This window comes from Listeria sp. MAN/IMW/UF555 (assembly GCF_058684075.1).
Genome location: NZ_JBZWZS010000002.1, coordinates 275,859 through 297,810, shown reverse-complemented (window position 1 = coordinate 297,810; position 21,952 = coordinate 275,859). Strand labels below are relative to the sequence as shown.

Annotated in this window: 24 protein-coding genes and 1 pseudogene; 16 read left to right on the top strand and 9 right to left on the bottom strand. The window is 37.6% G+C overall.

The features are described from left to right. Positions 1–7: 7 nt before the first annotated feature. Complete coding sequence (locus tag AC4PG8_RS08590) at positions 8–1,960, bottom strand: ABC-F family ATP-binding cassette domain-containing protein (RefSeq protein ID WP_070753753.1); 1,953 nt, start codon at positions 1,958–1,960, stop codon at positions 8–10. 310 nt (positions 1,961–2,270) lie between these two features. On the opposite strand from AC4PG8_RS08590, the gene AC4PG8_RS08585 reads away from it, so the two are divergent. Continuing rightward, on the top strand, positions 2,271–2,918 hold the full coding sequence (locus AC4PG8_RS08585) for a redox-sensing transcriptional repressor Rex (protein WP_003722329.1): 648 nt from the start codon (positions 2,271–2,273) through the stop codon (positions 2,916–2,918). Positions 2,919–2,944: 26 nt separating this feature from the next. On the opposite strand, the pseudogene AC4PG8_RS08580 reads toward AC4PG8_RS08585, so the two are convergent. Then, positions 2,945–3,149 (bottom strand): annotated as a pseudogene (locus tag AC4PG8_RS08580) (DUF4305 domain-containing protein). A 1-nt stretch (position 3,150) separates the two neighbouring features. Then, positions 3,151–3,837, bottom strand: coding sequence for a CPBP family intramembrane glutamic endopeptidase (locus AC4PG8_RS08575; RefSeq protein WP_185505196.1), 687 nt, complete (start codon positions 3,835–3,837; stop codon positions 3,151–3,153). Positions 3,838–4,069: 232 nt separating this feature from the next. On the opposite strand from AC4PG8_RS08575, the gene groES reads away from it, so the two are divergent. From groES to AC4PG8_RS08555, 4 genes are all read left to right on the top strand, one after another. Further along, positions 4,070–4,354, top strand: coding sequence for a co-chaperone GroES (gene groES, locus AC4PG8_RS08570; RefSeq protein WP_003726504.1), 285 nt, complete (start codon positions 4,070–4,072; stop codon positions 4,352–4,354). Positions 4,355–4,386: 32 nt separating this feature from the next. After that, positions 4,387–6,015 (top strand): chaperonin GroEL, encoded by a 1,629-nt coding sequence (groL, locus tag AC4PG8_RS08565; protein ID WP_003767780.1) that lies wholly within the window; start codon positions 4,387–4,389, stop codon positions 6,013–6,015. A 194-nt stretch (positions 6,016–6,209) separates the two neighbouring features. Continuing rightward, positions 6,210–6,419, top strand: a complete 210-nt coding sequence (locus tag AC4PG8_RS08560) for a hypothetical protein (RefSeq protein WP_003763314.1) — start codon at positions 6,210–6,212, stop codon at positions 6,417–6,419. 44 nt (positions 6,420–6,463) lie between these two features. Then, positions 6,464–6,856, top strand: a complete 393-nt coding sequence (locus AC4PG8_RS08555; RefSeq protein ID WP_003769625.1) for a hypothetical protein — start codon at positions 6,464–6,466, stop codon at positions 6,854–6,856. 56 nt (positions 6,857–6,912) lie between these two features. Here the strand turns inward: AC4PG8_RS08555 and mscL are convergent, their stop codons facing one another. Then, entirely contained in the window at positions 6,913–7,299 is a 387-nt protein-coding gene (gene mscL, locus AC4PG8_RS08550; RefSeq protein WP_185322579.1) for a large conductance mechanosensitive channel protein MscL, read from the bottom strand. 60 nt (positions 7,300–7,359) lie between these two features. Then, complete coding sequence (locus AC4PG8_RS08545) at positions 7,360–7,551, bottom strand: hypothetical protein (RefSeq protein ID WP_003763311.1); 192 nt, start codon at positions 7,549–7,551, stop codon at positions 7,360–7,362. Positions 7,552–7,696: 145 nt separating this feature from the next. Between AC4PG8_RS08545 and AC4PG8_RS08540 the strand changes: the two genes are divergently transcribed. The 3 genes from AC4PG8_RS08540 to AC4PG8_RS08530 are packed head-to-tail and all read left to right on the top strand — an operon-like array spanning position 7,697 to position 10,612. Next, a complete protein-coding gene (locus tag AC4PG8_RS08540) occupies positions 7,697–9,322 on the top strand; it encodes a copper resistance CopC/CopD family protein (RefSeq protein WP_492170260.1) in 1,626 nt (541 codons plus the stop codon). A gap of 12 nt (positions 9,323–9,334) precedes the next feature. Further along, the gene (locus AC4PG8_RS08535) at positions 9,335–9,952 is read left to right on the top strand and encodes a YcnI family copper-binding membrane protein (protein ID WP_010991044.1); all 618 of its coding nucleotides are present in this window, start codon (positions 9,335–9,337) and stop codon (positions 9,950–9,952) included. A gap of 18 nt (positions 9,953–9,970) precedes the next feature. Next, positions 9,971–10,612, top strand: a complete 642-nt coding sequence (locus tag AC4PG8_RS08530) for an MOSC domain-containing protein (protein WP_185547740.1) — start codon at positions 9,971–9,973, stop codon at positions 10,610–10,612. A 5-nt stretch (positions 10,613–10,617) separates the two neighbouring features. Here the strand turns inward: AC4PG8_RS08530 and AC4PG8_RS08525 are convergent, their stop codons facing one another. Continuing rightward, positions 10,618–11,361: a potassium channel family protein gene (locus AC4PG8_RS08525; protein ID WP_492170259.1), complete on the bottom strand. Its 744-nt coding sequence runs from the start codon at positions 11,359–11,361 to the stop codon at positions 10,618–10,620. A gap of 109 nt (positions 11,362–11,470) precedes the next feature. Next, entirely contained in the window at positions 11,471–12,388 is a 918-nt protein-coding gene (locus tag AC4PG8_RS08520; RefSeq protein ID WP_003723941.1) for a COX15/CtaA family protein, read from the bottom strand. Positions 12,389–12,623: 235 nt separating this feature from the next. On the opposite strand from AC4PG8_RS08520, the gene cyoE reads away from it, so the two are divergent. From cyoE to AC4PG8_RS08485, 7 genes are all read left to right on the top strand, one after another. Further along, positions 12,624–13,529, top strand: a complete 906-nt coding sequence (gene cyoE, locus AC4PG8_RS08515) for a heme o synthase (protein WP_010991041.1) — start codon at positions 12,624–12,626, stop codon at positions 13,527–13,529. 147 nt (positions 13,530–13,676) lie between these two features. Continuing rightward, entirely contained in the window at positions 13,677–14,732 is a 1,056-nt protein-coding gene (locus AC4PG8_RS08510; RefSeq protein ID WP_003763300.1) for a CAP domain-containing protein, read from the top strand. Between the two features lie 47 nt (positions 14,733–14,779). Beyond that, the gene (locus tag AC4PG8_RS08505; protein ID WP_003767765.1) at positions 14,780–15,229 is read left to right on the top strand and encodes a YlbF/YmcA family competence regulator; all 450 of its coding nucleotides are present in this window, start codon (positions 14,780–14,782) and stop codon (positions 15,227–15,229) included. 30 nt (positions 15,230–15,259) lie between these two features. Further along, entirely contained in the window at positions 15,260–15,541 is a 282-nt protein-coding gene (locus AC4PG8_RS08500; protein ID WP_003726138.1) for a YlbG family protein, read from the top strand. Between the two features lie 96 nt (positions 15,542–15,637). Then, on the top strand, positions 15,638–16,195 hold the full coding sequence (rsmD, locus tag AC4PG8_RS08495; RefSeq protein WP_003763297.1) for a 16S rRNA (guanine(966)-N(2))-methyltransferase RsmD: 558 nt from the start codon (positions 15,638–15,640) through the stop codon (positions 16,193–16,195). Between the two features lie 2 nt (positions 16,196–16,197). Further along, entirely contained in the window at positions 16,198–16,683 is a 486-nt protein-coding gene (gene coaD, locus AC4PG8_RS08490) for a pantetheine-phosphate adenylyltransferase (protein ID WP_003767763.1), read from the top strand. Positions 16,684–16,697: 14 nt separating this feature from the next. Beyond that, a complete protein-coding gene (locus AC4PG8_RS08485; protein WP_010991039.1) occupies positions 16,698–17,738 on the top strand; it encodes a SepM family pheromone-processing serine protease in 1,041 nt (346 codons plus the stop codon). A gap of 45 nt (positions 17,739–17,783) precedes the next feature. On the opposite strand, the gene AC4PG8_RS08480 is transcribed toward AC4PG8_RS08485, so the two are convergent. Next, positions 17,784–20,024 carry an ATP-binding cassette domain-containing protein gene (locus tag AC4PG8_RS08480; RefSeq protein WP_492170258.1) on the bottom strand — a complete coding sequence of 747 codons (2,241 nt, stop codon included), beginning with the start codon at positions 20,022–20,024 and terminating at the stop codon, positions 17,784–17,786. Between the two features lie 82 nt (positions 20,025–20,106). Next, on the bottom strand, positions 20,107–21,282 hold the full coding sequence (locus tag AC4PG8_RS08475; RefSeq protein WP_185520807.1) for a nucleotidyltransferase: 1,176 nt from the start codon (positions 21,280–21,282) through the stop codon (positions 20,107–20,109). A 129-nt stretch (positions 21,283–21,411) separates the two neighbouring features. Here AC4PG8_RS08475 and AC4PG8_RS08470 point away from each other — a divergent pair, with 129 nt between their 5' ends. Next, positions 21,412–21,948, top strand: a complete 537-nt coding sequence (locus AC4PG8_RS08470) for a YceD family protein (protein WP_003769603.1) — start codon at positions 21,412–21,414, stop codon at positions 21,946–21,948. The last annotated feature ends 4 nt before the right edge of the window (positions 21,949–21,952 follow it).

Below are 21,952 nucleotides of genomic sequence, written 5' to 3'. Positions count from 1 at the left end.
ATGTAGATTACATAGATTCTAGTTCTTCGCTTACTTTTTCCCATTCCTCCATCAATTTTTCACCACGTGCTTTTACCACATCAAGTTCCTGCGTAATTTCAAAAGCTTTCTCATGGTCTTGAAAAATTTCCGGTTTGGTTAATTGAAGTTCTAGTTCGGCGATTTTTTCATCTGTTTCTTCCATAGACTTTTCTACTTCTTCTAGTTTGCGTTTTCTTTGACGAAGTAGTTTTTGCTGTTCTTTTTCTTCTTGATAATTTAGTTTTCTAACCGAGGCAGTTGCTTCGACAGGTTCCCCTTTTTTACGACGATCTTCTGCATCAAGGCGCGCTAGTTCTTTTGCTTCGGCGATTTTTTCCTGATAATAATCATAATCGCCAAGAAAAACGGTCGCTTTTTCTGGGGCTAGTTCTACTACTTTTGAAGCGATGCGATTAATAAAGTAACGGTCATGAGAAACAAATAGAATCGTTCCTTCAAAATCGATCAAAGCAGCTTCTAAAACTTCTTTACTTTCAATGTCTAAATGGTTGGTAGGTTCATCGAGAATTAGCACGTTGGCTTCAAGTAAAGTAAGTTTTGCAAGAGCGAGTCTGGCTTTTTCACCGCCACTAAGGGATTGAACGTTTTTTAGGACGTCATCATCTGAAAATAAGAAATTACCCAGTGTTGTTCGAACGTTCACTTCATTTAATTCTGGATAATCATCCCAAAGTTCCATCAAAACAGTTTTGTTGGATGTTAGTTTTGCTTGTTCTTGGTCATAGTAACCGATTTTGACACCTGCTCCAAAATGAAATTCACCGCTAAGAGCTGGAATATCACGAATAAGCGTTTTAAGAAGGGTAGATTTACCGATTCCGTTTGGACCAACGAGCGCTAGACTATCTTGACGTTTCATTTCGAACGTTAGATTGGAAGCAATGCGCTTGTCTTTGGCGTAACCAATACTTAATTCATCTACCATTAAAACATCTTTACCAGTTTGCTTTTCAAATTGGAAGCCGAAATGAGCAGATTTTTCGTCGCCTTGAGGTCGAGCGAGTACATCCATTTTTTCTAATTGTTTTCTTCTGCTCTGAGCTCGCTTAGTTGTAGAAGCGCGAACGATATTTCTAGCGACAAAATCTTCTAGCTTGGAAATTTGTTTTTGTTGTTTATCGAATTCTTTCCACATTTGTTCAAGTTTAGCTTGTTTTTGACTAACAAATGAACTGTAATTTCCTTTGTAGTGATCAATTCTTGTGCGGCTAATTTCGTATACTTGGTTAACGACTTTATCTAGGAAATAGCGGTCATGAGAAACGATAAGTAAAGAACCATGATAGTTTTGCAAATAGGTTTCTAACCATGCTAGTGTTTCAATGTCTAAATGGTTTGTCGGTTCATCGAGAACAAGAATATCCTGTTTCGCGAGTAATAACTTAGCCAGTGCAAGTCTTGTTTTTTGCCCACCGCTGAGTGAGGCGATTTCTACTTCATAATCTTCTGGATAAAAGCGTAAACCGTTTAAAACGGAACGGATTTCTGCTTCATACGTATACCCACCAACTTCTTTAAAAGTATGTTGCAAGGTATCGTAATCGGTCATCAATGCTTGATATTTTTCCGGATTATTATAAAGCTCAGGTTCCCCAAGACGAAGCTCCATTTTGCGTAAATCTGCTTCCATTTTTCTAAGTGAATCAAAAACACTTAACATTTCATCCCAAATTGTTTTCGTGGATTCAAGGCCAGTATTTTGAGCCAAATAGCCAATTTCGACACTTTTAGGTTTAGAAATTGTTCCGCCGTCATAACTCATTTTTCCAGCGATAATTTTAAGTAAAGTAGATTTACCAGCGCCATTTCGACCAACTAGGGCAATTCGGTCGCCTGTTTTTACTTCTAATTTAATATTATCTAAAATAACTTCTGCACCGAAGAATTTAGAAATTTGCTGAACTTGTAATAATATCATAATCTCTCTCCTCGAACGTTCTCCTTACTAGTTTATCTTAAAAGCCAAGTAATCGCAATGAGAGAAGAAGGGCTTCACGTATAAGGTAGATTGTGAAAACACTCGCATTATTTGTGATTTTAGCGTAGAATGGAAAAGAAGGAAAACACTAGATATTTTGCGGGACAAACTATTGCTTGAAAATCATGAGCAAAAAGTTTGTGCATTCCTTGTGAAATGTTTATAGTATATAAGCAAGCATGTGAAAGGAAGTACAGTTCACAAAAGCTTCAACTTCAGAAAAAATTTAAAAGAAGAAGGGACAGAAGGCATGATGGAGGAAACAACAAAAATTCCACAAGCGACAGCAAAACGCTTACCATTATATCATCGTTACTTGAAATACCTAGATGAATCAGGTAAGGAACGAGTATCATCTGCGGAATTAAGTGAAGCGGTGAAAGTTGATTCAGCGACTATTCGACGTGATTTTTCGTACTTTGGCGCATTAGGTAAGAAAGGATACGGGTATAACGTTTCTTACATACTCGACTTTTTCAGTAAAACACTTAGTCAGGACAAACAGACAAATGTTGCACTAATCGGTGTAGGTAACCTAGGTACAGCATTATTACATTATAATTTCATGAAAAACAATAATATCAAAATCGTTGCTGCATTTGATGTAGACCCAGCGAAAGTTGGTAGTGTTCAACAAGACATTCCAATTTATCACTTAAATGATATGGAAGAAATTGTTCGTGAAAATGGTGTGGAAGTAGTTATTCTGACAGTTCCAGCTGATGAAGCGCAAGTAACTGTAGATCGTTTAATTGAAGCAGATGTTAAAGGTATTCTAAACTTTACGCCAGCTCGTATTAGCGTTCCAAAACAAGTTCGTGTGCACCATATCGATCTTACAACGGAATTACAAACGTTAATCTATTTCCTGGAAAACTATCCAGCGAAAACAGAATAAAAAAACCTGTAGAAGGTAAGCAACACTTACTTTCTACAGGTTTTTTTTACGTCTTTTAAGCCCAGTGATAATAAGGCCAATACCAATACCAAAATCAATTAACATCATGAGTATAAGTATATAGGCAACAAGATCATAACCATATTCAGCCACTCGAACAATAACAAAATAGACAAATACAAGACCAAGCGCAAAATAAAGAAAACTTTGCTTTATTAATGAATTTTTCATATTATCCTCCAATGATTCCAAGACTCACGAGCAAAACAATGGTATTCATTAAAATATGTGCGCCCATCGAAACAGCAATTCGTTTCGTTTTCGTATAAAGAAAACAAAGAATTAATCCGATGACAAAATAAGTAAGTAAAAAGGAAATATCCCCGTGAAGTAGCCCAAAGAAGAGCGAACTAATAACTGCCGCCACATGAATGTTCATCACATTACTCAGCCCACCAAAAACCACTTTTCTAAAAACAAGCTCTTCTAAAATTGGCCCGAGAACTGAAATGAAAATCAAGAAAATCGGCGCAGATCTAGTTAAATCAACAAGTAATTCTGTGTTTGCCGATTCACCAATATTCCCAGAAATTAGCGTTAGAATAATGCTACAAATAAATTGTGCTACGTATAACCCAATCACTCCACCAATAATCCACACAATACTCAGAAATGGCGTAGTTTTTTCACCGAGTTCGATTTTATTTTCTTTTGGTTTTCTATAAAGCATTGGAATAATAATGGCGAGTGATAATAAATTAGAAAAAATCGACCATGTAATTACCCCATAAGTTTGAGCATCCGCTGTAGAAATCGAAGTCATACTAAGTAAAATATGTTGAACAACGGGAATCCCAATAGATGCAGAAAATAGTAATAATAAATAAACTAATACAATCGTAATATAACGTTTAGCCAAAAAATACGCATCCCTTCTAAAAACAAGCTCCAGCTAAATGCTTAAAAATAGCGGAAATAGCTCTTCTTATTGTACTAGTTATCACGCTTTACCGCAAATAAGAATTCTTTAATTTTTAAACGTTTTTGCTTGCAATTTTTATTTAGTTTGGTATCATAATAACTGTATTAGCACTCTAATGTGTCGAGTGCTAAAATGAAAAATGTAATTATATCAGAGGAGGTCATTTACATTGTTAAAACCATTAGGAGATCGTGTTGTAATTGAAGTACTTGAAGCAGAGGAAAAAACAGCGAGTGGGATTGTATTACCAGACTCTGCCAAAGAAAAACCGCAATCAGGGAAAATTGTTGCAGTCGGTTCAGGTCGTGTGCTAGATAACGGCACAAAAGAACCACTTGAAGTTGCAGAAGGTGACACGGTTATCTTCGCAAAATACTCTGGAACAGAAGTGACGTATGAAGGAACTGACTATCTGATTTTACGTGAAAGTGATATTTTAGCAATTACTAAATAATAAAAAAAGAAATAATCGGAGGGAAATATAAAATGGCAAAAGATATTAAATTTAGTGAAGATGCTCGTCGTGCCATGTTACGTGGTGTCGACCAACTAGCAAACGCAGTAAAAGTAACGCTTGGCCCAAAAGGTCGTAATGTTGTTTTAGAAAAAAAATTCGGTTCTCCGTTAATTACAAATGATGGTGTAACGATTGCAAAAGAAATCGAATTAGAAGACCCATTTGAAAACATGGGCGCAAAACTTGTATCTGAAGTTGCTTCTAAAACCAATGATGTTGCTGGGGACGGAACTACAACTGCTACCGTTTTAGCGCAAGCAATGATTCAAGAAGGCTTGAAAAACGTAACAGCTGGAGCAAATCCAGTAGGCGTACGTCGTGGTATCGAAAAAGCCGTAGCAACTGCTATTGAAGAATTAAAAGCTATCTCTAAACCAATTGAAAGCAAAGAGTCTATCGCTCAAGTTGCTGCTATTTCTTCTGGTGATGAAGAAGTTGGTAAATTAATCGCAGAAGCAATGGAACGTGTTGGTAACGATGGCGTTATTACTATTGAAGAATCCAAAGGCTTTGCAACAGAATTAGACGTAGTAGAAGGTATGCAATTTGACCGTGGCTACACTAGCCCTTACATGGTAACTGATTCCGACAAAATGGAAGCAGTCCTTGAAAAACCATACATTTTAATTACAGATAAAAAAATCAACAACATCCAAGAAATCTTACCAGTTTTAGAACAAGTTGTTCAACAAGGTCGTCCAATGCTAATTATCGCGGAAGATGTTGAAGGAGAAGCTCAAGCAACTCTAGTACTAAACAAACTTCGCGGAACATTTAACGTAGTTGCAGTGAAAGCTCCTGGTTTCGGTGACCGCCGTAAAGCAATGCTAGAAGATATTGCTGTTTTAACTGGTGGACAAGTCATCACAGAAGACCTAGGTTTAGAGCTGAAAACAGCAACAGTTGATCAACTTGGAACAGCTAACAAAGTAGTTGTAACAAAAGATGATACAACAATCGTAGAAGGAGCAGGCGATTCCACACAAATCAGCGCTCGCGTAAACCAAATCCGTGCGCAAATGGAAGAAACTACTTCTGAATTTGATAGAGAAAAATTACAAGAACGCTTAGCAAAACTTGCAGGTGGAGTAGCTGTTGTTAAAGTCGGAGCTGCAACTGAAACAGAGCTAAAAGAACGTAAATTACGTATTGAAGATGCCCTTAACTCTACTCGTGCAGCAGTAGAAGAAGGTATCGTAGCTGGTGGTGGTACTGCCCTTGTAAGTATTTACAATAAAGTAGCAGCACTAGAAGCAGAAGGCGATGTAGAAACAGGTATCAACATCGTGCTTCGTTCCCTAGAAGAACCAGTTCGTCAAATCGCGCATAACGCTGGACTTGAAGGTTCCGTTATCGTAGAACGCTTGAAACACGAAGCAGTTGGCGTTGGTTTCAACGCAGCTAATGGCGAATGGGTAAACATGATTGACGCTGGTATTGTCGATCCAACAAAAGTTACTCGTTCCGCATTACAAAACGCTTCATCTGTTGCTGCTCTTCTATTAACTACAGAAGCTGTTGTAGCAGATCAACCAGATGAAAACGGTCCAGCAGCAGGCCCAGATATGGGAATGGGCGGCATGGGCGGTATGATGTAATTCATATCAACCGAACAATAAAAAGATCTCTGAATTTTTTCAGGGGTCTTTTTTTGTATTAAATAGAAGTCAGCTGCCACATTTTTATAACAACAAACCAAAACTTGTCACGGGGCATACAATTTTGGGACCTAAAAAGTAATCAGTTCTCTCCTAACCATTGTTATAATAAAAGAAAAGGAGATGCACTTGCTATGAGAGAAAATTCCATTATTGGTCGAATTATTGCATTTTGTGCGATTTGCTTTGCATTTTTTAATCCGAAAACGGTGACTTATTGGCTTGGAGTACGCGCGGAATCTGGGCCGGCTTGGTATCTTACAACAGTTGTCGCATGCGGAATTGCTGTTTTCGTACTGATCGATTTAATCAAAAAAATAAAACGAAGAAAAGCGGCAGAATGATAATTTTCGTGGTATACTACTAGAAAAACGACTAGGAGAACGCCATGAACTGGACACGTATAAGTAGTATTTTAATAGTTGGTTTTACAGCATTTGGAGCAATTTATGGGGGATTATCGATGGTTTTTAAGCCTAGTGGTAGTCTTTTATCACTTTCAACCGGATTGCTTGATGGTTCACCGTTTGTCGATTATTTAATCCCAGGCATATTTTTATTCATATTTGTTGGGTTATTCCATTTAGCAGCACTAATTTATTTACTAAAAAAATTACCACGAACAAAAGAAGTCATGTTTGCAGCCGCCGCCGTACTCGCAGTCTGGATGGTTGTTCAAATACTCATTATCGGTTATGTATTTATTTTACAAATTATCTTTTTAGTAGTCGCTGTGGTGGAAATGTTCTTAGCGGTACAATTAAAGAAACAACAACAATAAAAAAACAGGAACCTTTAGTCAGAAATAATGACTTAGGTTCCTGTTTTTTTATGTGCTTATTTTTGTTGTTCTTTTAATAAATCGCGAATTTCTTTTAAGTATTCTTCTGTTGGAGGTACTGGTGTCTCTTCGGTTGGTTGTTCTTTTTTCTTGATAAAGCTAGTAAGTATTTTGACAAAAATAAAAATGGCAAAAGCGATGATGACAAAGTCCACGATGGATTGAATAAAAGCACCGTACTGAATGACTGATTTTCCAACTTTGAAGCTTAAATCTGTGAAATCAAGGCCACCGAGGAGTACACCAACGAATGGCATGATGATGTTATCTACTAAAGATGAAACGATTTTTCCGAAAGCAGCCCCAATAACAACGGCCACCGCAAGATCTAGTACATTCCCTTTTAACGCGAAGTCTCTAAATTCAACTAACATTTTTTTCATAAAATTCACCTCCCACATCTCAGTATAAAACATCTAACTGCGATGTGAAAGCAACTGAACTTATTTTAGTAATAAACTGCCGATGTATAGTGTCGGGGCCATTAAAGCATAACCAATAATAATAAAAGTAAGTGTTCGAAGCCAGAAAGAGCCCAGAATATTTGGTTTCCATTTAGCTAAGAGTGCTTGAAGCCACATCGTGATGAGTGTAACAAATGCAAACATAAAAAATAATTCAATATAACGAAGCATAGAAAAATCCCCCTTTTCCTTTTCTTTCACTATGCCATAATCGCTATATCTTTTGCAATAGCGAGTGAGCCAATTATTTCCATTCAATTCTTGCACGTGATAAGTTAAAAAGAGTAAAACCGTTCGTTCGAAAAAGGAGCAGCAAATGAAATTATTTAAAAGGATCAGTTTTATTTTAATCGTGTTATACATATTAATTGTGCCAGTTCAGCATGTTTCTGCGCATGCTTATTTGGAAAATTCAAACCCAGCCGATCAATCGCATATAAAAACAGCGCCAGAAAAAGTAACGCTCGTGTTTAATGAAGAAATTGAAGCGGATTTTCCTTTAATAGAAGTAAAAGATTCAAGTGGAAAGCGGGTTGAGACAGGGAAGACAGCTGTTTCTAAGAAGAATGATCATATGGTGGAAGCTTCCTTGCCAGCTGAATTAAAAGCAGACGTCTATTCCGTATCGTGGCGAGTTGTTTCTGCTGACGGCCACACGGTAAGTGGCGTCATATCATTTAAATTAGGTGATACAAAAGCGACATTCCAAAGCACCGAAGTACCATCAAATGCTTTCGATCTGCAAATTAGTTCCGTTCAAAAAGCAATACTTTATATAGGATTTTCATTGTTTATCGGGATGCTAGTTTTTGGACTAGGACTTTATCCGCGAAAAGAGCAATTAACAGCAAAAATTACGACGCGTTTAAAGAAAATTATCTGGTTTGCGCTCGCCTTTCTTGGCACGGCGCTACTAATGCAACTTTTTGTACAAACGAGCATTACAACAGGTGTTTCTATTAGCGAAAGTTTCCAGCCGGATAAATTAGCGGCTTTCTTAACGACGAAAACAGGCTATATTTGGCTTAGTGAGCTTATCTCATGGCTCGTGCTTGTTATTTTTACTGTTATTATGGTTCGTAAAAATAAACAATGGAGCTGGTTCGCGCTTCTGACAGAGAGTGCATTAATTGGTTATTTGATTTTTGCGAAGGCTCAGAATGGACATGCTGCAGCGAGTGCCGATAAAATAGTAAGTATCACAGCAGATATGCTTCATATGATTGCAGCAAGTGTTTGGGTTGGTGGCATTTTAGTACTATTATTCGTATTACCGAAAACCGGAAAAGCGCGTGAAGTTTGGAGCAGATTTGCCATTGTTGCAATCATCGCGGTAGCTTCAATACTAGTTAGTGGCTTACTTATGGCAGTGATGAACATTGGTCAAATGGCAAACTTATTTACAACCAACTACGGTAAAATTCTTCTTTTCAAAATCGGTTTATTTTTACTAATGGCATTATTAGGTTTAGGACATTACATCTATCTTAAACTCAAAAACAAAAAGTTGCCATTTAAAACGATTTTAATTGAGCTTATCATTGGGACGATCATTCTTATCGTCGCAAGTGTTTTAACAAACGTACAAACCCCGCCACCACCTGCCCCAAAAGCATTTGATGAAACAATTGCAGCAGAAGGCGAAAATGCAAAAATCAATTTACGAGTAGAGCCAGCGACAGTCGGACAAAACCAATTTATCATCACTTTCACTTCCGCAGATGGAGCCACCAAAACAGATTTCGAACAAGTGACTATCACAACAAAATCTACTAAAACTGATGAAAAAGCCACTTTCCAAGCAAAACTTGCAAATGAGAACCAATATTTTGCAGAAGGACTTTATATTAACCAAACTGGAAAATGGGAAATTACGGTCCATGGCCTAACGAAAGATTTTACCGATATTAATCAAACATTTACAACCAATATTACACAGTAAAGGGGAAAAACAATGAAAAAAATTATTAGTTCGCTCGTCGTTTTATTAGCAGTTTTTATTATTCCATTTGAGGCAAGTGCGCATGTGTCAGTTTTACCAAGTGAGTCCACTGTTGACTCTTGGGAAACTTATACAATGAAAGTACCTTCCGAAAAAGACGCTGCATCAAAGAAAATCGTTTTAAAAGTAGCGAAAGGTGTTTCATTCGAATCATATGAACCCGTTCCCGGCTGGACGACTACAGTAGATAAGAAAAACAGTACAGTGACATGGCAAACGGAAGGCAGCGGGATTGAAAAAGGTCAATTCCAACGTTTTAGTTTTATCGCCAAAAATCCAAGTGAAGAAGGAGAAGTTGCTTGGAATGCCTACCAATATTATGAAGATGGCTCTATTGTCGAGTGGGTTGGCGCAGAAGATTCCGAAACCCCTCATGCAACAACGAAAATTTTGAAAGACTCATCCAAACAAACAACTGGCTCACACGGAGAAATGGTTGCAGGAGCCGAGAATACTGCTGGGGATACAAGCGAGTCTAATGACAATACCATTTTGCTATGGACGGCGCTTGCCATTGGTGTGCTCGCATTAATTACAAGCATTCTTGCTATCTTAAGCCGAAAAAAATAACATCAAAGGAGTAAACAGATGAAACCGAAAATCATCCATTTAGCAGTTGGAAAACCAAAAAATTTAACCCTTCCAAATAATAAACGAATGATGACTGGAATTGAAAAAAAGCTCGTTAAAAAAGCCCAATTAACTATGAATGGCTTTGAAAACGATGCACCTCATAATTTGAAATATCACGGTGGTGTGGATCGAACTGTATGCATTTATCCATATGAGCATTACGCAAAATGGGCTGAAATGTTTGGGGAAGAATTACAAGTAACCGCATTTGGTGAGAATCTCATTGTCACTAATATGTTAGAAAGTACGGTCCAAATCGGTGATAAATTTCAAATTGGCGAAACCGTAATACAAGTAACAGAAGCACGAAATCCGTGTAGCACGATTGAGAAATTTAATGGAATACCAGATCTCTATAAAGCAATTCGCGAAACGGGTTTAACAGGTTATCTGTGCCGAACAATTACCCCAGGGGAAATTAGTGAATCAGCTGAAATGAAACAAATTCACCAAGAGTCGCACGGAGTAACAGTTGCCTTTTGTCATGAAAAAGTATTGCATAAAAAAGGCACACAAGAAGACTTTGAGCGGATTTTAGCTGTTCAAGCTTTATCTGAACGTTACCGGAATCAAGTCGAAAAGCTAATAAAAAAGTGATAGCGTCATTCGCTATCACTTTTTTTGGTCTCGTTTATTAATTCATTTTTTCTCAGTGTTAAAAATTGCTCAACTACTGCAATTTCTTCTTTCGTTAAATCAGGTGTATCGGCAATTAATTGGGTGATCTTACTTGCGCGTTGTGTGCTAGAAGTAGACGTTTTTTTAGCGCGGAAAAAGTTGGTTAAAGTACTAGTTATCATCCCAATAAACGCTATCCCAAATAGCATCATTATCGATGCCAAAATTCGCCCAATTGGTGTGACTGGAACAATATCGCCATAGCCTACTGTAGTCGCCGTAACGATTGCCCACCAAAGTGCATCAGGATAGTTGTTTATTTCAGGTTCAATAAAAACCATTGGAACAGGAATAATAATTACAAGCAATACAAAAATCATTAAAAATCGATTCAATCCATTGGAACGGAAAAAGCCATATATCGGCATAATATAACGTCTTCCCATCGCAGTAATACTCAGAAGATGGACAAAACTTACGATCCGAGCCGCTCTGAACCCACCGTAAAAAGGAATAATTGCAATCAGCTGGAAAGGATGCGTTTTTACATAATGCCACTTATCATCTGCTCGGTGAAACCTAACAAAATAATCTAATGTAAATATCACCCAAATAATCCAATTTAAAATAAAAGTAAAGTTGTTTCTGTACGGCAATAGGGCAAGGGAAAGTAGTATGAGACCAAGCATAAAAATCTCATAAATCATTTTTCTCTTTGTTTTATCCAAGTTATTCACCTCGTTTGACTTATACTCTCACTTATTTTAGCATAAAAACGACTGAAAACTGTAGATAAAACAAAAACAGCTGATGATTTTTGGTCATCAGCTGCTTTCTTTATTTAATTCGTAGCCGATTACTTTTACTTCTTGATGCGAGTAAGCATAGGTAGCAAAGTAAGGCGAAGAGCATTGTAATAATTAAGCTATGTGCCAGTGCGATATATAAGTTCACTCCTGTATAAACAGAAAGCGCACCAGTAACCGCTTGAAGAGCGATAAACACAAGCGACAATACCATACTAAAAGTTAACACGCGGTATCTTCTATAATCACGGAACACAAGCCAAGTTACATAAAGCAACCAAACAATTAAAATAAATGCGGCTAATCTGTGGAAATACTGAACATAATCTTGTACGGAAGTAGGCATAATAAAGTGCCCATTTTCAAACGGCCAAACCGGAACGGCCATACTTGCTTTTTCGTGGCGTACAAGTGCACCAGTATAAACGGCTAAATACGTGTAAATCGTTAGCGCGTAAATATTAATTCGTAATTTTGTCCCCATTACAAGGTTTCTAGCATCAAATTTCCTGTCCACCTCAAAAATCATTAAGGCAAGTAACACGATCGACGCATAACAAATGATGGAAATACCAAAGTGGAGCGCCATGATGTACGGATTTTGTCCCCATACAACTGCTGCCATTCCCATTAACGCTTGAATAATTAAAAATAACACAGCGATAATTGCAAGCGGTTTTGTTTCGCGACGATTTTTCATATAAATCCAAGCACAAATCGCTAATACAATAACAAAAATCGAGCTGATTCCCGTTGTCATTCGGTGCATGAATTCAATGAGTTTTTCAGGGGTAACATCTGTTAAACGAACTAATTGTCCATTACAAAGTGGCCAACTATTACCACAACCATCTGCTGAACCAGTTTTCGTCACCAGCGCCCCGCCAAACACAACGACTGTCATACAAATAATCGTTAGTACGGACCAAACTTTTAAGAATTTTTTCATTATCTACCAATCTCTCCTTTAGATGCGTGTGAGATTTTACTAAAATTTGTTTATATGTATAAGTTCATGAGTACACATCAAACTAATTGTAGCGTGTTTATTTAAAGAAGTAAAGCGTACAAGACTAAAGCCGATTTATTGACAAAGGGTGCGTATTTTTCACATAATAAGGGTATAGGATATGTATCAGTTCGCAATCACTGGTTTATATCAGCAAGTGTTAGGGGGAGAAAAATTGAATCAGATAGAAAAGACTGGGGAGTTAACTTCGAGTAGATTTACTGTCCGTGATTTTACCGAGCTTGTGAAAATCGGAATCGTTAATTCTAATACGATTACTGCTTTTACAGGTATGTGGCTAGCCTTTCAGTTAAATGGAATTTCTTTTATTCAAAATGTAGATGTAATATTTTTTACTATCGTCGGTTCGGCACTTATTGTCGCTGCTTCGGGCGCTTTTAACAATGTCATTGACCGTGATATTGACGGAATTATGGAAAGAACGAAAAACAGACCAACGATGACCGGGAAAATTTCTGGTAAACGTGCACTAATGGTTGCACTTGTGCTAGGTGTCGTCGGAACAATTATGTTATTTATGACGACTTGGCAAGCAGGGGTTCTTGGTGTTATTGGGGTCTTTTTGTATGTAGTCGTTTATTCACTTTATGCGAAAAGAAAATTAGTTAGTAATACCGTAATTGGTAGTTTTTCAGGAGCTGTACCGCCGTTAATTGGTTGGTTTGCAGTTGAACCATCATTTAGTATTGTGCCAATTATGCTATTTCTTGTGATGTTTTGCTGGCAACCACCGCATTTTTATGCGATTGCTATTAAACGGAAAGAAGAATATGCTGCGGCTGGAATCCCAATGTTACCTGTTGTAAAAGGGATTGAACGCACGAAAAAAAGTATGTTTTTCTGGGTGATTTTATTAACCGTATTGCCATTCTTTATGTTTGATTTAGGGCTTGTATATGTTATTTTAGCAACCTTACTTAATATCGGTTGGCTTGCACTAAGCATTTACGGATTTAAAATGGACGACAGCATCAAATGGGCAAAATGGATGTTTGTTTACTCGCTAAACTACATGACAATTTTATTTGTTGCGATGGTCGTTATTTCGATTTTCTTATAAAAATAACTGCAATTACGGAGAACCGCATTTTGTCGCGGATTTTCGTAATTGTTTTTTTATGGTTTTTAAAGCTTTTCAAATGATACTAGAATTGGTAAAATGAAAGTTACATCAAGATAAACCAAATACTGCCGAGGAGGGCAAAATGTGAAGTTTATTATGCGAGTAGCTGTGCTATTAATCATTTGCCTGTTCATTGGATATAACACAGATCTTTTTTTTAGTAAATCAGTTGAAAAAAATACGGCCGAAGATACTGCTACAAAATCCGATTTTCCTGATGATAAAAAAACAACAAATGAAAATCCGAAACAAGTGCAAGATAGTTCTAGCTTGGCGAGGTTTATAAATAAAAACGTAAGCGAGTTGAAAAAAGAATTTGGCGACCCGGTGCGTGTTGATAAAACAGCATACGGTTATGATAATTACGTTTACAGTCAACCAGGAACTAGTTACATGTTAGTTGGAGTGACAAATAATGTCGTTCAAACTATTTATGCGCTCGGACAAGATTTAAATGTTATGCCTTATTCAATCGGAATGTCGACAGAAAAAGTATTTACTGACGCGAATTTACAATCAGAAATATCTTTTAATTACAAAGATAGCTATTATAAATTTGAACTTTCCGAAGAAGATTTAAATGCTCGACCAATTGTTAATATCGGAAGTGGCGTGTATGCGCAACTAAATTTTGATAAATTTAAGTCAAAACTAGTTAGTGTCCGCTACTTGAATAAATTAGCTTTCATAAAAATGCGACCTTATGAATTATCTTATCAAGGCGAAATTTATGAAGAGAAATTATCCCAAGAAGATTGGAATGCGATTGACCAAGCTTCTAGCAAACAAGTGTTAGAAATTACAAACGTCATTCGCGACCGCTACGGTATAGAAGAAGTGGCGTGGGATGAGGAAGTCGCAAAAGTCGCCTATGGTCATAGTGTCGATATGAAGAAAAATGATTATTTTGATCATACTTCACCAACGCAAGGAGATTTAAGCAAACGATTAAGTGCCGGTAATGTAAAATATACTAAAGCGGGCGAAAACATCGCTTACAACTATATAGACAGTGCCGCAGCTGTTGAAGGTTGGCTTAACTCTAAAGGGCATAGAGAAAACTTACTAGATGGTTCTTATACTTATATGGGTGCGGGAACTTATCAGAAGTACTATACGCAAAATTTTATTATTAAATAATCGTTCTATGGTATAATGAAAAAGTAAGTAAGATGGAGGTGGCTAGATTGCTCGCTACAATGGAAAATATGGCGCTACTCGATTTATCAGATGAGCTTGCTAGCATGATTCTAGACTCCGAAGAAGCACAGAATTATAAGCATACTAGACAAGTATTACTAGATGACGCCAATTCACAAAAAAATATTCGTCAGTTTATACGAATAAAAGAACAATATGAGGAAGTACAACGGTTCGGCCGGTATCATCCTGATTATAAAGAAGTAACCAGAAAGACTCGTGCTTATAAACGCGAAGTCGATATGGATCAAAATGTGGCAGCTTTTCGCCGGGCAGAGATGGATTTGCAATCTCTCTTGGACGAAATCAGTTTGCTTCTCGCAAGTGCAGTTTCAGAAAATATCAAAGTACCAACCGGTAATCCGTTTTTTGAAACAAAATCTGCTTGTTCTACAGGTGGATGTGGCAGCGGGGGAGGCTGCGGTTGTTCAGCGTAAAGCTTATCCTAAAAAGAAGGGGCTTAAACAATGGAAAATGATAGACAAGCTATCGTCGTTTGGATGAATCATCTTAAACAAGTTAGATCTTTGAAGCGATTTGGAAATGTTCATTATGTATCGCGCAAGTTGAAATATGCGGTATTATATTGTGATATGGCCGAAGTAGAAGATATCTCTAACAAAGTTTCTCGTTTTCATTATGTGAAACGCGTGGAAATGTCTTTCCGTCCGTTCTTAAAAACAGAATACGAATCCAAAAAAGAAATGATGTACGAACATAAAAACGAAGATGTGCAAATCAGTATTTAATCAAAACGGCGAGACTATTTCAACTAGTCTTGCTGTTTTTTTGCACCTATTTATGATAAAGTAAAAAAGACATTGAAGTAAAGGTTGTGCAAAAACATGAGAGTCATTGCAGGAGAACGAAAAGGACACGCTTTAAAAGCTGTTCCAGGAAACAATACAAGACCAACTACAGATAAAGTAAAAGAATCCTTATTTTCGATTATCGGTCCATTCTTTGATGGCGATATTGTTCTCGACTTATTTGCCGGAAGCGGCGGACTTGGAATCGAAGCGCTAAGTCGAGGTGCGGAGCGCGCAGTTTTTATTGACCAAGCGACACTAGCAATTAAAACAATCCGTCAAAATATTGAAGGTTGCCATTTCACAGAGCGCGCAGAAGTATACCGAAATGACGCCGAACGAGCACTCAAATTGCTTCATAAAAACGAGTGGAAATTTGACCTAGTATTCTTAGATCCGCCCTATAAAAAACAACAACTAGAAAAATTACTTATAGCCTTAGAAAAATTAGAGCTAGTTAGTGAAAATGGAAGAATTGTTTGCGAGCATGATAAAGAAGCAGTAATGCCAGATACAATTGGTAAATTTGAGAAAATCAAATCGGTTTCTTACGGAATTACTGTTTTATCCATATTTGAATTTCAGGAGGCGTAGAAATGGGAAACAAAATTGCTGTTATTCCCGGAACATTTGACCCAATTACAAATGGACATTTAGATATTATTGAACGTGCAGCGAAAATATTCGATGTACTTTACGTATCCGTTTTAAATAATTCGTCTAAAAAACCACTTTTTACCGTAGAAGAGCGAATGGAAATGATTAAACAAGTAACGGCTCATTTACCAAATGTTCACGTGGAAAGTGCGAGTGGATTAACAGTTGATTATGCTGCTAAACGCGGGGCTACTGCTATTGTCAGAGGACTCAGAGCAGTAAGTGATTTTGAGTACGAGATGCAAATAGCTTCGATGAACCGCACACTTAATGCAGACATTGAAACTTTTTTTGTTATGACTAATACGAAATACTCGTTTTTAAGTTCAAGTATGGTAAAAGAAGTGGCGCAGTATCAAGGTGATATTCGTGAACTTGTACCTGAAGTCGTAAACAAAGCGGTAAAAGCAAAATTCAATAAGTAGGAGATGGACAGATAATGCGTAAAGAGTGGAAAAAAATAACGGCGATAGTGCTGTTAATCATTATTATAGCGGGCTTTTTTATTCCGGTTCCGTATTATATTTCAAAACCTGGTGGAACGGAAGAACTTGCACCACTCGTTACGGTAGATGACCATCCAAATAAAAAAGACGGTTCACTCAGCCTAGTTACGATTGCAATGGGAAAAGCTAATATTTATACATATATGACAGCTAAATTCCTGCCATATCATGAATTAGAAAAAGACAGTGATATTAAATACGACAACGAAACAGATGAAGAATACAACGTTCGCCAAATGCAAATGATGAACGAATCAAAAAACAATGCCATCCAAGTCGCATATAAAGCAGCGGACCAAAAAGTCAAAGTTACTTATGATGGTGTATACGTATTAAGTGTAAAAGAGGACGTCCCAGCAGCAGGTATCCTTCATGCGGGAGATTTAATTACTGAAATTGACGGACAATCTTTTAAATCAAGCCAAGAATTTATTGACTACATCCACAGCAAAAAAGTGGGTGACACTGTCAAAATCAAATACAAACATGGCAATAAAAATGAAGAAGCAAGTATTAAACTAACAGCTATCGATAAAAAAGGCACGCCAGGAATTGGTATCACACTAGTGGATGATGAAAAAATCACTGCAGACCCAACTGTGAAAATCGACTCTGAAAAAATCGGCGGACCATCTGCTGGTTTAATGTTCAGTCTAGAAATTTACAGTCGCTTCCAAAAAAATGATTTAACAGATGGCAAAAAAATTGCTGGAACCGGAACGATTGATCCTGATGGAACTGTAGGAAGAATTGGTGGAATTGACCAAAAAGTTGTCGCAGCAGATAAAAGTGGCGCGAAAATCTTCTTTGCTCCGAAAGATCCAATTACAAAAGAAATGAAAAAAAGCGATCCAAGCATTGAAAGCAATTACGATACAGCAGTTAAAACAGCGAAAGACATTGACTCTAAAATGAAAATTGTCCCAGTGAAAACATTCCAAGATGCTGTTGATTATTTAGAAAAACTACAATAAAAAAAGCCGTTTTGTCTGAGTATAGACAAAACGGCTTTTTTCATATTAAAGATATTTCGCAGTTAACGATTGTTTGTTTTTTAATAAATCGAGTGGCGCGCCTTCAAATAGAATTTGCCCACCTGAACTTCCGCCTTCTGGACCAAGGTCGATAATCCAGTCAGCATTTCGAATAATATCAACATTATGTTCAATCACAATCACCGTATTTCCCTTATTTACAAGAGAGTGAATAATAGACAGAATGTGTTCAATGTCTGACATATGAAGCCCAGTTGTTGGTTCATCCATAATGTAAATGGATCCTTTTTTATGGAGCTCATTGGCGAGTTTTAAGCGTTGGCATTCTCCGCCAGAAAGTGTGCTGAGTGCTTGGCCCAGTGTAACATAGCCAATTCCAACTTCTTCCATTGCCGTAATTTTCTTCAAGATTTTTTTATCTGTAAAGAATTCAAGGGCTTCTGAAACGGTTAATTCTAATACATCACTAATCGATTTTCCATCAAGCTTATACTGTAAAACGGAATCTTGGAATCGTTTGCCATGACAGACTTCACAAGGTGTACGAATCGAGTCCATAAAAGCTAAATCCATTGTTGTAAAGCCAAGTCCCTTACAGTTTTCGCAGGCACCTTTCGAATTATAACTAAATAGTGAAGGGCTCACATCATTTTCTTTTCCGAATGCTTTTCTAATTGGATCCATAATGCCCGTATATGTTGCTGGATTGGAGCGGATATTCGCATGAGCAGCGGACTGGTCAATAACAATGGCATCTGGATATTCTTTTAGGAAAACAGAATGAATTAATGTACTCTTCCCAGAACCTGCCACACCAGTTATCACTGTAAGTACTTCTTTTGGAATAGTAGCTTGAATATCTTTTAAGTTAAAACGACTGCTTTTTTCAGTAGATAAAAAGCCTTTTGGTGCGCGCGGTTTATCATTAATTGGCAAGTGGCGATTGAGGAACCGGCCTGTTAAAGTATCCGACTTGAGTAAATCTGGGTAACTTCCAACGAACTGAATCTCACCGCCATGTTTTCCAGCGTGAGGACCTACGTCGACAATATGATCGGCAATTTTGATTACATCCGGATCATGTTCGACGACGAGAATCGTATTTCCTTTATCACGTAATTTAACGAGTAAGTCATTTAAACGATGAACATCACGAGGATGGAGCCCAATACTTGGTTCATCGAAAATGTAAAGCAAATCAGTTAAGCTACTGTTTAAATGACGAATCATCTTGACGCGTTGTGACTCCCCGCCAGAAAGAGAAGCTGTTTGCCGGTCTAGTGTCATATAACCAAGACCAATATCAATTAAATGTTGCACCCGTTCTGTTACACTTTTGACCATCGGAGCTGCTACTTGGTCATTTATGCTAGTAAGTGTTTCTTTGAGTTCATCTAACTGCATCGCGGTATAGTCAGCAATATTCGCGCCGTTTATTTTACAAGATAGTGCTTCTTTCGAAAGTCTCGTACCTTCGCAAGTTGTGCACGGGGCAATATGAGTGAATTTATCTACTCGTTTTTTAGTAGAAGCAGACATTTCGCCTTCTTTTTGAATGTAAAGCCGATTGAATTTAGGGATTAAGCCCTCGTATGTTGCGTTCATGCTACCCATTGGTGTTTCTAAAAAGACTTTCACATCTTTCCCGTTTAAAAGCATGTCATATTCTTCATCGGTATAATCTTTTATTTTTTTGTTCACATCAAAAAAGCCGGAATAAGCATAGGAATTCCAGTACCATGAGTCTACTGAAAACGTCGGAAATAAGATGGCGCCTTCTTTAAGTGATTTATTTGGATCGAGTAATTTGACTAGATCAACGGATACTTTTTGACCAACACCATGGCAGTCAGGGCACATGCCAGCAGGATCATTAAATGAAAATAGATTTGCTGTACCGATACTAGGTTTTCCAACACGCGAGAAAAGTAAGCGTAAAATGGAATTAATATCTGTGATGGTACCAAGGGTGGAGCGGGAATTACCGCCAAGTCGTTTTTGATCAATAATAACAGAGGTGGAGAGGTTCTCAATTGAATCTGCGTCCGGTTGCGTATACTTCGGTAGAAAATTACGAAGATAAGCGCTGTATGTTTCGTTTAGCTGTCTTTGCGATTCTGTGGCAATAGTTTCAAATACAATAGAAGATTTTCCAGAGCCAGATACGCCTGTAAAAATAGTGATTTTTCGTTTCGGTATATCTAGGGAAATATTTTGGAGATTGTTTTCACGAGCTCCTCTTAATCGAATATATTCTTGTACCATACACATACCTCCTGTTTTTTGAGTCGGACAAACATCTTAGCAAAATAGAACGATGAAAGTCAACCAAAAACCTTGTAAAGTTTTACAAGGTTAGAATTGGTGGAGTATGAAAGTCGCCTGCTTGATAATCTTCTAATCCATTTATTAGCGTATAAATGTCTGTCGCCCGTAAATCTTCTTTTAAAAGACTTGGTTCTGCTTTAGAAACAGTCGTAACAATAGGCAGCGAAATATTTTTTTTATGGAGCGATAAATATTTTTGACCAGTTTTACTCATTCCGAGTACTCGGATATAGGGCTCTGCTGGAGGCGTATTTTGGGCATTTAATAAAATTTGTAACGCCGTTCGTTGTAATCGTGCGTTGCTGTAACGTTTTGTTTTCATTATTTCAATAAAATCTGAAAAACTGTGTGCTTTTTTTGCCGCAAGTTGCATTCGATTTTGAATTCCTTCACTAACCCCGCGAATCCCTTCAAGCTCATCCGAATTAGCTTGGATTAAACGAAACTTTAGAAGCGGCCAATAATCTTCAAACGATAAAAATGGTCCGCGATAATTATTTAAAACTTCTATAGAGGAATCGGGAAGGTAGCGACTAGCTTCTTCTAAATTCCCAGCAAGGAGTAACTTTCGAATCGCGGTTGCACTAGCAATATAATCATGGCTTGCTTCCGCATCGTGATAGCCTGAATGTTCACGCGGCATCGTTTGAAGTGCAATCGAAGGATTTTGTTTTTGAATAGCGAGTGCGTAGTGGAAACCGAGAATGTTATTAGGCTTAGTGAGATCCAGTAGTTCTTTTCCAAATAAACGTGTAAAAGCTTCTGTATAAGCTCTCGCATACGATGTTTTCTTATCACCTAAAGCAAGCTGAATGGCTTCATTAAAAGCGGCTTCATTTTCAACAACGGTTTTAGCAGCGGTAGAAAAATCTTCACTAACCCCGTGCTCACTTCCGAAAAAAAGTGTATCTATATGAAGTGCATCTAATAGTCGAATAGACTCTTCCGCAAAAATAGTCGCATGTTGTGTCGCAAACGAAACAGGGAGCTCGATAACCATATCGACGCCAGCTGCAAGGGCCATTTTCGTTCGTTCCCATTTAGGTATAATTGCTGGCTCGCCGCGCTGTACAAAAGAACCACTCATTACCGCAATTACCACATCGCTTTTTGTAAGTTCACGTGCCTTATTTAAATGTAACTGGTGGCCATTATGAAAAGGGTTATATTCGACCACAATTCCAGTTGCTTTCATTTCGGTTCCCTCCTTTAGATAATCTATTTTAGCATAAAATTCAGCCGGTAGTTTCGGTCCCTGAAAAACCATTGACAAAAGCCTTTAAAAAAGCTATAATATTTTGTGTTGCGCTTGGAGTGATGTAGGATGAAATGGTCTATCAGTCAATTGAAAAAATATCGTGACAGCAACTTCACGATTAATGAAAAAGCTGACCTAAAAAAGTTCTTTCAAGAGAACAATATAGACGTTCGTGATGCAAGCCCCGTACAAGTAACTGGGGAACTAATTGTACACCCAGAAGAAGTTACCGCTAACCTTACAATGAAAGGCGAGTGGACACTTCCATGTGCTCGTACACTTGAGGATGTTATTTATCCTTATGAAGTGCATGCGACGGAAACCTTTGTGAAATCCAAAGAACAAGTTCTAGATGAATCTTGGCATGTGATGGAACAGGATATGGTCGATTTAACCCCTGTAGTAGAAGAACTTTTACTAGTTGAAATTCCGATGCAAGTTTTCAGTGAAGACGCACTCGAAATGAGTAAGCTTCCACGAGGCAAAGAATGGGAAATGAAAACAGAAGAAGGTAACCTACTAGAACAAATAGCAAAAGAACCAAAAGTGGATCCTCGTCTTGCGGGATTAGCCGATTTTTTCGATGAGAAAAAAGAAGACTAAACTT

Coding starts and splice junctions, on each gene's coding strand:
- AC4PG8_RS08590 (WP_070753753.1), bottom strand. CDS start 1,960: ATGATATTATTACAAGTTCAGCAAATTTCTAAATTCTTCGGTGCAGAA.
- AC4PG8_RS08585 (WP_003722329.1), top strand. CDS start 2,271: ATGATGGAGGAAACAACAAAAATTCCACAAGCGACAGCAAAACGCTTA.
- groL (WP_003767780.1), top strand. CDS start 4,387: ATGGCAAAAGATATTAAATTTAGTGAAGATGCTCGTCGTGCCATGTTA.
- AC4PG8_RS08560 (WP_003763314.1), top strand. CDS start 6,210: ATGAGAGAAAATTCCATTATTGGTCGAATTATTGCATTTTGTGCGATT.
- AC4PG8_RS08555 (WP_003769625.1), top strand. CDS start 6,464: ATGAACTGGACACGTATAAGTAGTATTTTAATAGTTGGTTTTACAGCA.
- mscL (WP_185322579.1), bottom strand. CDS start 7,299: ATGAAAAAAATGTTAGTTGAATTTAGAGACTTCGCGTTAAAAGGGAAT.
- AC4PG8_RS08545 (WP_003763311.1), bottom strand. CDS start 7,551: ATGCTTCGTTATATTGAATTATTTTTTATGTTTGCATTTGTTACACTC.
- AC4PG8_RS08540 (WP_492170260.1), top strand. CDS start 7,697: ATGAAATTATTTAAAAGGATCAGTTTTATTTTAATCGTGTTATACATA.
- AC4PG8_RS08535 (WP_010991044.1), top strand. CDS start 9,335: ATGAAAAAAATTATTAGTTCGCTCGTCGTTTTATTAGCAGTTTTTATT.
- AC4PG8_RS08530 (WP_185547740.1), top strand. CDS start 9,971: ATGAAACCGAAAATCATCCATTTAGCAGTTGGAAAACCAAAAAATTTA.
- AC4PG8_RS08520 (WP_003723941.1), bottom strand. CDS start 12,388: ATGAAAAAATTCTTAAAAGTTTGGTCCGTACTAACGATTATTTGTATG.
- AC4PG8_RS08500 (WP_003726138.1), top strand. CDS start 15,260: ATGGAAAATGATAGACAAGCTATCGTCGTTTGGATGAATCATCTTAAA.
- rsmD (WP_003763297.1), top strand. CDS start 15,638: ATGAGAGTCATTGCAGGAGAACGAAAAGGACACGCTTTAAAAGCTGTT.
- coaD (WP_003767763.1), top strand. CDS start 16,198: ATGGGAAACAAAATTGCTGTTATTCCCGGAACATTTGACCCAATTACA.
- AC4PG8_RS08485 (WP_010991039.1), top strand. CDS start 16,698: ATGCGTAAAGAGTGGAAAAAAATAACGGCGATAGTGCTGTTAATCATT.
- AC4PG8_RS08480 (WP_492170258.1), bottom strand. CDS start 20,024: ATGGTACAAGAATATATTCGATTAAGAGGAGCTCGTGAAAACAATCTC.
- AC4PG8_RS08475 (WP_185520807.1), bottom strand. CDS start 21,282: ATGAAAGCAACTGGAATTGTGGTCGAATATAACCCTTTTCATAATGGC.
- AC4PG8_RS08470 (WP_003769603.1), top strand. CDS start 21,412: ATGAAATGGTCTATCAGTCAATTGAAAAAATATCGTGACAGCAACTTC.